15 protein-coding genes are annotated in these 13085 nt (G+C 67.3%); 8 read left to right on the top strand and 7 right to left on the bottom strand.

All coding sequences use genetic code 11. From position 1 onward, the window contains the following. Nucleotides 1-89 precede the first annotated feature (89 nt). Nucleotides 90-3092, top strand: coding sequence for a GAF domain-containing protein (locus IPU70_RS03510; protein WP_207464999.1), 3003 nt, complete (start codon nt 90-92; stop codon nt 3090-3092). Nucleotides 3093-3127: 35 nt separating this feature from the next. Here IPU70_RS03510 and IPU70_RS03505 read toward each other — a convergent pair whose 3' ends face one another. Both IPU70_RS03505 and IPU70_RS03500 read right to left on the bottom strand, forming a co-directional pair. Next, nucleotides 3128-4597, bottom strand: a complete 1470-nt coding sequence (locus tag IPU70_RS03505) for an RNA polymerase factor sigma-54 (protein ID WP_207464997.1) — start codon at nt 4595-4597, stop codon at nt 3128-3130. Nucleotides 4598-4715: 118 nt separating this feature from the next. Beyond that, nucleotides 4716-5630 carry a sigma-54 dependent transcriptional regulator gene (locus IPU70_RS03500; RefSeq protein WP_207465337.1) on the bottom strand — a complete coding sequence of 305 codons (915 nt, stop codon included), beginning with the start codon at nt 5628-5630 and terminating at the stop codon, nt 4716-4718. Between the two features lie 273 nt (nt 5631-5903). Between IPU70_RS03500 and IPU70_RS03495 the strand changes: the two genes are divergently transcribed. Beyond that, nucleotides 5904-7280: a sigma-54 dependent transcriptional regulator gene (locus tag IPU70_RS03495; protein ID WP_207464995.1), complete on the top strand. Its 1377-nt coding sequence runs from the start codon at nt 5904-5906 to the stop codon at nt 7278-7280. A 2-nt stretch (nt 7281-7282) separates the two neighbouring features. Here IPU70_RS03495 and IPU70_RS03490 read toward each other — a convergent pair whose 3' ends face one another. Next, complete coding sequence (locus IPU70_RS03490) at nt 7283-7666, bottom strand: hypothetical protein (protein WP_013393898.1); 384 nt, start codon at nt 7664-7666, stop codon at nt 7283-7285. A gap of 164 nt (nt 7667-7830) precedes the next feature. On the opposite strand from IPU70_RS03490, the gene IPU70_RS03485 reads away from it, so the two are divergent. Beyond that, on the top strand, nt 7831-8064 hold the full coding sequence (locus tag IPU70_RS03485; RefSeq protein WP_207464993.1) for a hypothetical protein: 234 nt from the start codon (nt 7831-7833) through the stop codon (nt 8062-8064). A gap of 15 nt (nt 8065-8079) precedes the next feature. Here the strand turns inward: IPU70_RS03485 and IPU70_RS03480 are convergent, their stop codons facing one another. Further along, the gene (locus IPU70_RS03480) at nt 8080-8364 is read right to left on the bottom strand and encodes a DUF378 domain-containing protein (RefSeq protein ID WP_207464991.1); all 285 of its coding nucleotides are present in this window, start codon (nt 8362-8364) and stop codon (nt 8080-8082) included. 171 nt (nt 8365-8535) lie between these two features. Between IPU70_RS03480 and IPU70_RS03475 the strand changes: the two genes are divergently transcribed. Continuing rightward, nucleotides 8536-9156 carry a DUF4142 domain-containing protein gene (locus IPU70_RS03475; RefSeq protein WP_207464989.1) on the top strand — a complete coding sequence of 207 codons (621 nt, stop codon included), beginning with the start codon at nt 8536-8538 and terminating at the stop codon, nt 9154-9156. Between the two features lie 104 nt (nt 9157-9260). Here IPU70_RS03475 and IPU70_RS03470 read toward each other — a convergent pair whose 3' ends face one another. Both IPU70_RS03470 and IPU70_RS03465 read right to left on the bottom strand, forming a co-directional pair. Then, a complete protein-coding gene (locus IPU70_RS03470) occupies nt 9261-9602 on the bottom strand; it encodes a YqjD family protein (protein WP_013393892.1) in 342 nt (113 codons plus the stop codon). A gap of 76 nt (nt 9603-9678) precedes the next feature. Further along, nucleotides 9679-10008, bottom strand: coding sequence for a four-helix bundle copper-binding protein (locus IPU70_RS03465; protein ID WP_207464987.1), 330 nt, complete (start codon nt 10006-10008; stop codon nt 9679-9681). Between the two features lie 159 nt (nt 10009-10167). Here IPU70_RS03465 and IPU70_RS03460 point away from each other — a divergent pair, with 159 nt between their 5' ends. Continuing rightward, the gene (locus IPU70_RS03460) at nt 10168-10419 is read left to right on the top strand and encodes a hypothetical protein (protein WP_207464985.1); all 252 of its coding nucleotides are present in this window, start codon (nt 10168-10170) and stop codon (nt 10417-10419) included. Here IPU70_RS03460 and IPU70_RS03455 read toward each other — a convergent pair. Continuing rightward, nucleotides 10405-11475, bottom strand: coding sequence for a DNA topoisomerase IB (locus IPU70_RS03455; protein WP_207464983.1), 1071 nt, complete (start codon nt 11473-11475; stop codon nt 10405-10407). The two genes, IPU70_RS03460 and IPU70_RS03455, sit on opposite strands and share 15 nt — an antisense overlap. Nucleotides 11476-11602: 127 nt before the next feature. On the opposite strand from IPU70_RS03455, the gene IPU70_RS03450 reads away from it, so the two are divergent. The 3 genes from IPU70_RS03450 (at nt 11603) to IPU70_RS03440 (ending at nt 13077) form a co-directional block, all read left to right on the top strand. Then, on the top strand, nt 11603-11770 hold the full coding sequence (locus tag IPU70_RS03450) for a hypothetical protein (RefSeq protein ID WP_013393888.1): 168 nt from the start codon (nt 11603-11605) through the stop codon (nt 11768-11770). A 48-nt stretch (nt 11771-11818) separates the two neighbouring features. Then, nucleotides 11819-11971: a DUF3309 family protein gene (locus IPU70_RS03445; protein ID WP_013393887.1), complete on the top strand. Its 153-nt coding sequence runs from the start codon at nt 11819-11821 to the stop codon at nt 11969-11971. Between the two features lie 164 nt (nt 11972-12135). Next, nucleotides 12136-13077: a 2-hydroxyacid dehydrogenase gene (locus IPU70_RS03440; RefSeq protein ID WP_207465334.1), complete on the top strand. Its 942-nt coding sequence runs from the start codon at nt 12136-12138 to the stop codon at nt 13075-13077. Nucleotides 13078-13085 lie beyond the last annotated feature (8 nt).

Genomic DNA, 13085 nt, shown 5'->3' with positions numbered 1-13085 from the left:
TTGGCGGCAGGCGATCCGTAGCGTCGGGTTACCTAGCGTTTCGGCTGCACGGCCGCTCCCGCAATACAGTCGGGGGCAAAGGGGCCGACATGCTGACCAAGCGAGATCAAGTGGCGCTACCCTGGACGGACACGCTTGCCCGCCTGGAGGACGAGCGCATCATGTTGCAGCGGATCGCCGCCGGCGTGCCGTTGGCCGAGGTGCTGGAACATGTGCTGCATGCCATCGAGGCGCAATCCAGCGTAGACCTGCGCACCGCCATCGCGCTGGTGGACGAGACCGGCGGCTTCCTGCTGCACGGCGCCGCGCCCAGCCTGCCGGCGGCATATAACGCGGCGGTGCACAGGGCGGCCATCGGCCCCGGCATGGCGTCATGGGGCGAGGCCGCCTACACCGGCAGTCCGGTCTATGTCGAAGATATCGCCTTGAATCCGGGCTGGACGCGCTGGCGGGAGCTGGCCCTGGCGCACGGTTTGCGGGCCTGCTGGTCCACGCCGATTAAGGCGCCCGACGGACGCCTGCTGGGCGTATTTTCGAATTACTACGGCGTCGCGCGTACGCCGTCGGCCCATGATATCGATGCGATCGCCCTGGTCGCGCGCAGCGCAGCCCTGGCGATAGAGCGTCATCTGACGGAACTGGCCTTGCGCCAAAGCGGCGAGCGCTGGCGCGCCATGTTCGCTGGCATGCAGGAGGCGTTCTTTCTTAGCGAGGCGTTGCGCGACGACGCCGGCCGTATCGTCGATTTCCGCTTCCTGGAGGTCAACCCCGCATTCGAGCGCCAGACAGGCATGAAGGAGGGCGACACCCTGGGCCATACCTTGCGAGAGATGATTCCCGGCGTGCCGGGGCAGATCATGGACACGTTCGCCCAGGTGGTTGATAGCGGCGAGCCGACGCAGTTCGAATTCATGGTGCCCGCGCCCAAGGAAGCCTGGTACGAAGCCCGCGCGCGCAAGGATGGGCCCGGCCGGATGATGGCGCTGTTCCTGGACGTGACGGCGCGCAAGGCGGCAGAGGCCGAACTGTGGGAAGGGCAACACCGCAAGAACTACCTGGCCGCGCTCGGTGACCGCATGCGCGAGCTGCATTGCCAGGAGGATATCGAGCGAGCTGCCTGCGAGGGCTTGTGCCAGCATCTGGCGCTGGCCCAGGTTGCGGTGCTGGATGCGGAAGGCGAGGGCCAGGGGCCTGCCATCTCCTCATGTTGGCCGCCTGGCGCCGATCTGTTGGGACAGCCGCCGCACCCGCTCGATGCCCTGGGCGACGACTACCATGCGGCGCTACGCCAGGGACGCACGACCTATCTGGCGCCGCTGCTGGGAGAAGCCGGTGGCGAGATCCGGCCATGGGCCATTTTGGCGCCGCTGCGGCGCTGGGGCAGGCAAAAAGGCGCCTTGCTGGCACGTCCCTCGTCCGGCAGCCGTCTCAAGAGCAGCGACATCGCGTTCATCGAGGAAGTGGCCGAACGCATGTGCGGCGCCGTCGAACGTTCGCAATACGCGCGCACTCTGGAGCAGCGCGTCGAGGATGCGATCGCCGAGCGCGACCGGATCTGGCGCTTGTCTCCGGAATTGCTGGCGGTGATCGACCGGCAAGGGCGCTTCGTCAGCGTCAATCCGGCGGTGCGCGTCATCCTGGGCTGGACGCCGGAGCAGTTCATGGCGATGGAACTGTCCGAACTGGTCCATCCCGACGATCTGGCCGCGACCCTGGGGGCCTGGAGCTGGGCTTCGGAGGACATGGGGCCGCGACCCGCCGCCAGGCATCTGGAAAACCGCATGCTCAAGCGTGACGGCAGCCATTGCTGGATAACCTGGAGCATGTCCTGGGCGCAGGACAGCCTTTACGTGGCGGGACGGGACGACACCGACCTGAAGCTGCAAGCCCAGGCCTTGCGCGATACCGAGAATGCCTTGCGCCAGTCCCAGAAGATGGAAGCGGTGGGGCGCCTGACCGGCGGCATCGCCCACGACTTCAATAATATGCTGCAAGGAATCTCCGGGGCGCTGTACCTGGTGCAACGCAAGATCACCGCGGGCGCGCCGGAACAGGCTTTGCGGTTCGTCGACGTCGCCATGGATTCGGCCAACCGGGCGGCCCATCTGACGCAGCGGCTGCTGACTTTTTCGCGGCGCCAGCCCATTGACCCCAAACCGTTCTGCGCGGCCTCCGCGCTGCAGTCCATGGTTGCCTTGTTTCACCGGTATACCGGCGAACGCGTGGCGTTGCGCTTGGACCTGCGGCAAGAGCTGTGGACGGTCTGCTGCGACAAGAACCAGTTCGAGAACGCCATGCTGAACCTGGTGATCAACGCCTGCGATGCCATGCCCAACGGCGGCACGCTGACGGTCGCCGCGCGCAATGTGGAGCCGGATGATCCCCTGCTATTGCAGTCGGTCGGCGCGCATTCGGGACGCTTCGTCGAAGTTTCGGTGACCGATGAGGGCTGCGGCATGGCGCCTGACGTGCTGGCGCATGCTTTCGACCCGTTCTTCACCACCAAGCCGATGGGCCAGGGCACTGGCCTGGGCCTGTCCATGATTTACGGCTTCGCCAAGCAGGCGGGCGGCGCCGCCGGCCTGGAGAGCACCGTAGACATAGGCACCACGGTCAGGCTGTTCCTGCCGCGCCACGATGGCGCGCCCGAAAATGTGCAGAACGGCGAGCGTCCGGCGCAGGCCGCGCCAGGCGCGGTGCGCAAGGAAGTCGTGCTGGTGGTGGAAGACGATGCGAACGTGCGCGAGATGGTGTGCGAATGCCTGGCCGAACTGGGCTTGGAGGTGCTGGCCGCGGCGGACGGCGAGGCCGGACTGGAGATCTTGCAGTCCGCGCGCGGCATTGACCTGCTTGTGACTGACGTCGGATTGCCGGGACTCAATGGCCGGCAGTTGGCCGACGCCGCCCGCGTCACGCGCCCCGGCCTGCGCGTGTTGCTGATGACGGGCTACGCCGAGAGCGCGGCGCGCGGCCAGGGCTTTCTGGAACAGGGGCTGGAGCTGATCGTGAAGCCCTTTCGCCTGGACAAGCTGTCGGAGCGTGTGCAGGGCATGCTGGACAGCGCGCCGGACGGGACCCGGCAGGAGGCCTAGCGCTTGCCCACGCGACGGTGGACCTTGCGCGCGGCCTAGTGGCGACGGCGCAATTCCGCGGGCGGCATGCGCAGTTGGCCGCGATACTTCGATACCGTGCGACGCGCCAGCAGGATGCCGTTCGCGGCCAATTGCTGGGTCAGCGCAACATCGGACAGCGGCATGGCCGGGTCCTCGGCCTCGACCATTTCCTTGATGAGGGCGCGCACCGCCGTGGCGGAGCAGGAACCGCCGGTGTCGGTGGCCAACTCACGCGAAAAGAAGTGGCGGAATTCGAAAACTCCGCGCGGCGTCACCATGTACTTGCCGACGGTTGCGCGTGACACCGTGGACTCATGCATGTCCAGATCGTCGGCCACTTCACGCAGCATCAGCGGCCGCAAGGCAACGTCGCCATACTCGAAGAAGGTCTGCTGGCGCTTGACGATGGCTTCGGCCACGCGCTGGATGGTGACGTAGCGCTGTTCGACATTGCGCACCAGCCAGCGGGCTTCCTGGAGTTCCTGCGCCATGGGGCTGCGGTCGTCCAGGCGAGCGCGCCGGAACAGTTCGGCATAGGTCTGGTGCAGCCTGGCCTGGGGCATGGCGTTGCGGTTGGGCAGCACGCGCCAGCGCGATTGCCACTTGTCCACGAACACGTCGGGCACGACGTAGACAGGCGCTTCGGCGCTGTAGCGGCCGCCCGGCTTGGGGTCCAGGCCGCGGATCAGCGCGCAGGACTCGCGCAGCGCTTCCTCGGAGCAGCCCAACTGCTGGCGCAAGCCGGCGCAATCGTTGCGGGCCAGCCGGTCGAGCTGTTCGCGCACGATGCGCAAGGCCAGGGCCCGCAGTTCGTCGCCGATGCCGCTGGCTGCCGCCAACTGCAGCGACAGGCATTCGGCCAGGTCGCGCGCCGCCAGCCCTGGAGCGTCCAACTGCTGGACCAGGCGCAACGCCGTCATCCATTCGCCTTCGTCGGGAACGGCGTCGGCGCCGCGGTGCGCGTCGCCCCACAGGCTGGACAGCGGCACGCGCAGGTAGCCGTCGTCGTCGAGCGCATCGATGATGAACTCCGTCAGTAAGCGGTCGCGCGGCGCCAGCTGATAGTTGCCCAGTTCCAGCGACAGGCGCTGGCTCATGGACAGCGTCGAAGCGGCCCAAAGCCCTTGGTCGCGTTCCTGGCCGTCGCCCTGGCCGCGCGTCGGGTAGTCGCCGGAGTAGGCCGGTACGTCCGGCATCGGCGGCTCGGCCTGCGGCGCGGGGTCCGGGGCGGCGGTGTCGGCGGCCGGAGGAAAGACGGCCGCGGCGGCGCCCGGTTCAGCCTCCTGCTCATCGGCTTCTTCCAGGAACGGATTGCTGGCCAGCGCCTGTTCCACCGCAGTGGTGAATTCCAGTGCGGTCATTTGCAGCAGCTTGACGGATTGCTGCAGCCGGGGCGCCAGCGTCATCTGCTGGCGCAGGCGCAATTCTTGCGTGGGGTAGACCAATCGAGTCTCCTGGACAGCGGCTGCCGACGGGCAGCCCATCCAGAAACTTAAGCAAGGACCGTGCCAAGTCCCGCAGCGGGCAGGGCGCGGAAATCGTGTCCGCTTGCTGCCTCAGTATTACAAGGTGCCGGTAAGAAATGCCGCCGGCGCGTGGAAATCAGGGGCCGGCGCCGTCCTTCTCGTACCCGTCCAGACGGTTGTAGAGCGTCTTCAGGCTGAGTCCCAGCGTCTCGGCGGTAATGCGCTTGTCGCCTGAATGATGCGCAAGGGTCGCCAGAATGAAGGCGCGCTGCGCCTCGTCCAGCGGCATGCCGACGGGGAGGGTCAGTGCGCCATCCCGCACGGTGGCGCGCGGCTCATCGCGGGCGCGGGGCAGCAGGTCGGCCGCGAGCTCGTGGTCCGCCAGGATGTACGCGCGCTGCACCGCATTGCGTAGTTCACGCACGTTGCCGGGCCAATCGTGCGTGGAGATCGCTTCCAGCATGCGCGGGCTGAAGGCTTTCCGCGTGCCGTGCGCCGTGTTCAGGGTATCCAGGAACCAGTGCGCCAGCACCATCGCGTCGTCGCCGCGCTCGCGCAGGGGCGGCACGCGCAGCGGGATCACCAGCAGGCGGTGCAGGAAGTCCTGGCGCAGGCGGCCTTCGGCGACCGACGCGTGGGGATCGCGGTTGCTGGCGCAGATGATGCGGACATTGGCGCGCAACAGATCGGAGCCGCCCACGCGCTGGTAGGTGCCGGCCTCAAGCACGCGCAGGAAATTGACCTGCAGGTCAGGCGGCATTTCGGTCACTTCGTCCAAGAACAGCGTCCCGCCGCTGGCATACTCGAAATAGCCCGCATTCTGCGCCACGGCGCCGGTGAAGCTGCCTTTCTCATGGCCGAATAGTTCAGCGTGCGCCAGGCTGCCGCTGATGGCGCCGCAGTTCACCGCGACAAAGGGCTGCGCGCGGCGCTCGCTCGCCTCGTGGATGGCGCGCGCGACGATTTCCTTGCCGGTTCCGCTTTCGCCGACGATGAAAACGCTGGCGTCGGTGGCCGCCGCCAGCTGTAGTTGCGCGCCCAGCTTCTGCATCACGGGTGACAGGCCGGATACATCCATGAGTACGCCCGTAGACGCGGACGCCGTCTCGCGCGCGGCGTTGGGAGTGCGATTCGCCATGCTGATTCCTTGGCCCGGCCTTGGGGCCATGCGCATCCGATCATGCTAGAGGGACGCAGCGGTCCGGGATGCGACGATTTGCAAGCATACGAAAACGTTGATGGAAAGTATCGAACATTTACCCTGCCTCCGGCCGTAGTCGCTATGCTGGATAACTGAGCGCAACATTCGCGATACGGAGTAGGCATGCCCCATCTGCTGATCGTTGACGACGACCCCACGATACGCGAAACCCTGGCCGAGATCGGTCGCGAGAACGGGTTTTCCGTGGCACTGGCCGCGAGCGTCAAGGACGCGCTGATCCAGCTGGAACGGCACGCGCCCGACTTGGTGCTGACCGACATCCGCCTGCCCGAAGGCAGCGGCATGGACATCTTCAAGAATGAGGCCGCGGCCAGCGCCGAGGTGGTGGTGATGACCGGCCACGGCACCGTGGACAACGCCGTCCAGGCCCTGCGTTTGGGGGCTACCGACTATCTCGTCAAGCCCATCTGCATGGAGCGCCTGAACGGCATCTTCGCCCGCGTGAGCGCGAACTCGGGCAGCGATCCTGCCGGCGCACCGTTCGAGGAACCCGGCCGCTACGGCAGGATGTATGGCGCATCCGCCGGCATGCAGGACGTCTATCGCCAGATCGGCCGCGTGGCGCCCACCAACGTTACGATCTTGCTGATCGGCGAGAGCGGCACGGGCAAGGAATTGGCCGCGCATGCCGTCCATGAACTCAGCGCGCGCCGCCAGCGTCCGCTGATCGCGGTGAATTGCGGGGCGATCTCGCCCAACCTGATCGAAAGCGAAATGTTCGGGCATGAACGCGGCAGCTTCACCGGCGCCGACCGCCAGCACAAGGGCTATTTCGAGCGTGCCGACGGCGGCACCTTGTTCCTGGATGAAGTGACCGAGATGCCGCTGGATCTGCAGGTGAAGCTGCTGCGCGTGCTGGAAACCGGGCAGTTCATGCGGGTGGGGACCAACCGGGAGATCGCTTGCGATATCCGGATCGTCGCCGCCACCAACCGCGATCCCGAGCAGGCGGTCAAGGAAGGCAAGCTGCGTGAAGATCTCTACTACCGCCTCAGCGTCTTTCCCATCAAGCTGCCCGCGCTGCGCGAACGCGGCGACGACATCGTGTTCCTCGCCAATCGTTTCCTGCAAGGGTTGAACCAGGAGGCGGGCAAGAACAAGCAATTCTCGCCACGCGCGGTGGCGGCGCTGCAGCAGTACGGGTGGCCCGGTAATGTGCGGGAACTCAAGAACTACGTGCGCCGCGCGTTCATCATGGCGGAAGGCGACACGCTGGAGGCGGACATGCTGACGCCACGGGTGTCGCCTGCCGGCGAAGGCGCGGCCGGCCAGGTGAGCGTGCCCGTGGGAGAAACGCTGGCGGAAGCGGACCGGCGCCTGATCCTGGCGACGCTCGAGCGCTGCAACGGCGTGAAGAAGCAGGCCGCCGCCGTGCTCGGCATCAGCCCCAAGACGCTGTACAACCGGCTGGAGGAGTACGCTGCGGCGGACGCGGAGGCGCCCGCCGCGGCGCCTGCCAGGAAACAGGACCGGTCCTGACGTCATTTTCCGTACCGCGTTTTCAGGTCCGCCATGCAGGCGTCCTTGGCGTTGCCGGACATGCCGTCGCATTTCTCCTTGCCGACCTTGTAGTCGGCGTCGTTGCGCACCTTGGCCGCGTCATGCGAGGCCTCGGCCTTTTCCTTGCCGGCCTTGGCATCCGCCCGGGCCTTGTCGCGCGTGGCTTCGGCCTGCTGCTGGCAAACGTCCTTCTGGTTGCCCTTCATGCCGTCGCAGCGCTTCTTGTCCAGCTTGTACTGGTCGTCGATCTGCTCGTTGCTGCGCACGGCAGTGGCGCCGCCTTGCATGGTTTGCGCCGGGGCCTGAAAGGCCAGGGCCGAGAGACTCAGGGCGACTGCGGGGAGAACGACTCGGGACAGATTCATGGCTGACTCCTTGGATGGGGCCCGGCATCGTCCGGGCCTGGCGTCATGCGCAAGCAAGCGGCGTGCCCGGGCCGGCCGGGAACGCCGCTTGCTCGGGGGCTGACGGCGGGCGATGCAGATGCGCGGCGCCCGCGGCATCCATGGAACGAGGCGGGGATACGAATATGGAAACCAAGCGGAAAGACAAGGCGAAGGCGGATCTGGAACATGCCAAGGCCAATGCGCCGCGCACGGAAACCGAAGCCGCCCATCGCAGCGGCCAGTTCGGCACGGACAAGCCCGATTTCGGCAAGCCGCCCGCCGCGCCCAAGCGCGAATCGGACAAGAAGCCCAATGACAAGGGCGCCGAGTACGAGGAAGGCGGGCAGTATCCGGGCAAGCGTCCGGGCGCAGCGTGATCGTCTCCGGCGTGCTCAATCCGCCTGTTCGCCCAGCCTGAAAAGCAGCACCACGCTGTATAGCGCGGCCAGCCCGATCAGGCCATAGACACTGCGGGTGGCAGCGGCCGAGGGCAGTATCTTGGCGAACACGTCCAGATCCACCGCGGCGATCAGGCCGGTATTCAGGCCGCCTGCCACCACGGCGATCAATGCCGACCAGTCCAGGATGGACAGGCCGCGGGTTTCGGGAGGCATGGGCGGTGGCGCCGCTTCGTCTTCCCGGTCGGAGAAGTCTTCATTGTTGCCGGGCATGTCCATGGGATGTCCTTTGCGCAGGATGCGGGTGGGGCGGAACCGCGGGCGGACTGCCTGTGCCGGCCGGGCCAGGCCGCTTGCCCCGCCGACAGCAAGCACCGTGCCTGGCGGCAGGCATGGCAGTTGCTGGCCATGAGGCGAATTACGGCTGGACTATCGTTGCGGGAGCCCGATATGAAGAAGACCACTTGGCTGTGCGGCATCGTCGCGGTTTGCCTGCTGATCGCGCCAGGCGTGCTGGGCGGTGTGCGGGCGCAGGAATTGGCGGAGCCGGAGGCGCGCTTCCTGCAGGCTGCGGCGGGTTCGGGGATGTTCGAGGTGGAGGCTGCGGAACTGGCGAAAAAGCGCGCCGGCGATGGCGACGTCAAGGCCTACGCGGCGAAGATGCTGGAGCAGCATCGCGCCATGAATGCCGAACTGAAGACCCTGGCAGCGAGCAAACAAGCGAAGCTGCCGACAGAACCGTCCGAGCCCGACCGCGGCACTCTGGAACAACTGAGCAACAGGACAGGGCCGGACTTCGATGCGCTTTACATCGAAAAGGCGGCCATGGATGCGCACACGATGGCCAACCGTCTGTTCGAGACTGCTGCGCGCGAGTCCAAGGATCCGCAGGTGCGAGACTTCGCTGCGCGCTCGCTGCCCATGCTGGCCCAGCATCTGGCCATCGCCCGCAAGCTGCAGGGCACTGCGCCGGCCGACCCCGACAAGATCCAGCCGGCCGTCAAGGGAGAGGCGCCAGCTGTTTCGCCCGCGTCCCGCCAGGCGCCCGCGTCGATCGCGCCGGCCAAATGAGAGTACGCGCGGCGAGGCGCCTTTTGCTCGCACGCGTTTCCGGATGCTCAGGAGCCTTGCCCCCGGCCGGGCGAATGGCGTGGCTGGCTGGCCTGCGCGCGTGATTACTGCCGTCCCACCACCACGCCAAACAGGAAAGCCGCGCCCGCCACCAGGCCGATCGCCTGCCAGGGCCGGGCGTGGATATATTCCTCGGTGCAGTCTATGGTTTCGCGCATCAGGTCGCTGGCGTTGTCGGAAGCGTCGCGCAGGCTGCGCCGCGTGGCGCGCAACTGCTCGGACAAGCGCGCCTTGAGTGCTTCCATGTCGGTTGCGGCGGTGTCGCTGAGCGTGGCTTCCAGATCGTCGATCCAGGCTTCAGGGTGCCGTGAGCGTCGGTGCGCGCCGCGGTTGTCCGGGCCGTTCTCCGGAAAGTCGGAGGGCAGGGGGGTGTGGGTAGAGGCCATCGGTAGCTCCTGGCAGTCGGGCGGAAAGTGCGTCGGCGCGGCCGGCCCGGACGGCCGCGCGGCGGGTCGGAAGGATTCAGGCCTCCAGCATGTCGCGGCAGGCCAGCGTGCAGCCCAGGCATGCGCCTGCGCAAACCTGGCAATGCTCGGCCTCGTGCGACGAACACTCGCGCGCGCAGGCATCGCACATCAACGCGCACAAGGTGCACTGGGCGGTGGCGAACTCGCCGTCGCGCGCCAGCATGGCCGCGCATAGCCGGCAAACCGCGGCGCAATCGGTGCACAGCGCGATGCAACGCTGCATCTGCGCGGGGTTGTCCTGCAAGCAGGCGGAGGCGCATATATCGCAGGCGACCGCGCATTCGTAGCAGGCTTGCACACATTGCTCGAAATTTGGATCTCGCATTGCATCTCCTTGTGATGCCCGGTACGCGCCGCAACCTGCATGCCTGGCCCGAAGGCCACATCCGCTTGCAATTTGAAGCCAGCCGGCGATGACCCTTGCGGCCTGCCGCCGTAGCATTGGGATGCAGCTTCCCTTGGGGAGCGACCCCAGGAGCCACGCATGAAACCAGCATCCGTATTGGGATCCGCGAAGCCGGCGCGTGCCGGCAAGCAGCCGGAAGACAACGCTAAGATACTGCCGCCGCGTTCTCCCGTCGATGTTCCGCGCAGACCGGATAAACCAGACGCCTTGAGCCCGGACGAGGCCGCGCGCGACAAGCGCATCGTGGCCGACACGCGCACCGAGTCGAATTGGGCTGACGGTTCCGCGCCGCAGCCGCAGGCCAAGAATGCGCGCTCATCGATCCTTTGATTCCTGAGCGGCCGGCGCCGCCGCAGCGGTCTGCGCCCGCAGAAAGGCCAGCAGGCGGCGTTCGTCCGGGTGCAGGCCGCGGGGCGCTTGTGGCGCGGCCGCGGCGGGTGGCAACGCGCCCTCCAGATAGGCGGCCAGAATCGCCGGGTGCACATAGCAGGCCCGGCACACGGCCGGCGTATTGGCCAGACGCCGCGCCACCTGCCTGACCACTTCCACCACGTTCTTCTGCGCCTGGGCGGCGTCGTCGGCCGGACAGCTCTGCAACGCCGCGTAGGCCATGACGGAACCTGCCCAGGTCCGGTAGTGCTTCGCCGTGAAGTCGCCCCGACCCGCCGCGCGCAGATAGGCATTGACGGCGCCAGAGTCCACCGGATGGCTGCCGCCGTCCTCGTCCAGGTACTGGAAAAGCTGCTGGCCGGGGATGTCCAGGCAGCGCTTGATGATGCGCGCCACGCGCCGGTCCGCGGCACTCACGTCGTGGCTTACGCCGCTCTTGCCCTGGAAGCGGAAACGGAAGCGGTCGCCGCTGACGCTGGCGTGGCGGCGCTTGAGGGTGGTCAAGCCATAGGACTTGTTGGCCCGGGCGTATTCGCGCGCGCCGATGCGCACCAGGGTTGCCTCCAGCAGCCGCACCAGTACGGCTATCACTTTGTTCTGGGATAAACCGGGGGTGCGCAGATCGCGTTCGACCTGGCGCCGGATGCGCGGCAGCGTCTGCGCGAAATCCGCAAGGCTTTGGTACTTGCTAGCGTCGCGCACCGCGGTCCAGTCCGGGTGGTAGCGGTACTGCTTGCGGCCGCGCGCGTCGCGCCCGGTGGCTTGCAGGTGCCCAAGCGGAGACGGGCAGATCCATACCTGCTCATAGGCCGGCGGTATCGCCAGGGCATCGATGCGCTTGATCTCCCGCGCACTGCGTATACGCTTGCCGCGCGCGTCCAGGTAGTGGAAGGCGTGGCCGTTGATGCGGGCTCGCGTATAGCCTGCCCGGCTGTCGTCGTAATAGACCAGTGCCGCGCCGCCGGACGTGCGGGGCGCTTGGGAGCTTGAGTTCATGTCGTCGGCGCCAGCCAAGGGGGACATGGGCGCTGGCATCAGCATGCGGCGTGCCCGTGCCGGTCACGCGGGCCGGCCCGGGCACGCGGCTTGCTGAGGGAGGAATGGATTTTCCCCGGAGACAGCCATGCACATTGCGTACTCGTATTACCTGCACGTTCCGCCCAAACCAGATCCGATACCGCCGGGTTCGCCTCCCGGGGACCTGCCGGTGGATCCGGATACCGACGAGCCGGACGTCGACCTGCCGCCCTTGTCGCCGCCGGGCAAGGAAATCACGCCGCCCAGCCCCTGAGGCGGGCAACGGGATTCCACAGACCCCAACAAGAACCGAGGAGTCGCCATGTCGACCATCCTGCTGATTATCCTGATCCTTTTGCTGGTCGGCGCCGTGCCGGCCTGGCCCCATAGCCGTGGCTGGGGCTATTACCCCAGCGGCATACTGGGCATATTGCTGATCGTCCTGATTGTGATGCTGCTGACCGGACGGCTGTAGCGGGGCCGGTCCACAGTAGCGCGGGCGCGAGCCGTGTCGGGCGGCTCGCGCGCCGGTACTGTCGCCGGGCGGCCGCCTGACGGACGGCGGCTGGCGCGCGTCACGGCCCAGGCGTAACATCGCCGGGTTTTTATGCAGCTCCCGCGATGCGCGGCATTCCCGACATGACCATCCCCTTGCTTGTCCTGATTGAAAGCGTGCAGGACTATCTGCCCGAAATCGAAGCGCGCGGCTTTCGCGCGATTTTTGCGCCTACCGACGCGTCGCGCGCCCAGGCGATCCGCGACCATGGCCATGAGATCCGCATCGTGCTTACGCGCGGCGCCACCGGCTTGCACGCGGAGGAAATGGCAGCGATGCCCAAGCTCGAGATCGCCTGTTCCCTGGGCGTGGGCCATGAGAACATCGATCTGGCCGCGGCGGCCGCGCGCGGCATCGTGGTGACCAACGGTCCGGGCGCCAACGCAGTGTCGGTGGCGGACCATGCCATGGCGCTGCTGCTGGGCGCGGCGCGGCGCTTGCCGCAGGCCGATGCTTCGGTGCGTCAAGGCCATTGGAGCGGCTTCATGGGGCCGCAGGTCTCGGGCAAGCGCCTGGGCATCCTGGGTTTGGGCACCATAGGCCTGGAAATCGCCCGGCGCGGCGCCCTGGGCTTCGGCATGAGCGTGGGCTATTACAGCCGCAGCGTCCGCCCGGAATCCGGCTACACCTACTTCGACAGCCCACGCGCGCTGGCCGCGGCGTCGGATTTCCTGGTGGTGGCGACGCCGGGCGGGGCGGGCACGCGCCATCTGGTGGACGCCCAAGTACTGGAAGCGCTGGGACCCGAAGGGTATCTGGTGAACATCGCGCGCGGCAGCGTGGTCGACACGCAGGCGCTGATCGCGGCCCTGGCCGGGCGCCGCATTGCGGGCGCGGGCCTGGATGTGGTGGACGGCGAGCCCGACGTGCCCAAGGCGCTCATCGAGCTCGACAACGTGGTGTTGACGCCGCACAGCGCGGGGCGCTCGCCGGAGGCGGTGCATGCCACCGTGGCGCTGTTCCTGGACAACGCCACGGCGCACTTCGCCGGCAGGCCGGTAGTGACCCCCGTGCGCGGAGGCTGACAGCCTGA

The sequence above is a fragment of the Achromobacter sp. SD115 genome, assembly GCF_017355315.1.
Taxonomy (GTDB): domain Bacteria; phylum Pseudomonadota; class Gammaproteobacteria; order Burkholderiales; family Burkholderiaceae_B; genus Achromobacter; species Achromobacter xylosoxidans_B.
This window is presented reverse-complemented; position numbering and strand designations above follow the sequence as displayed.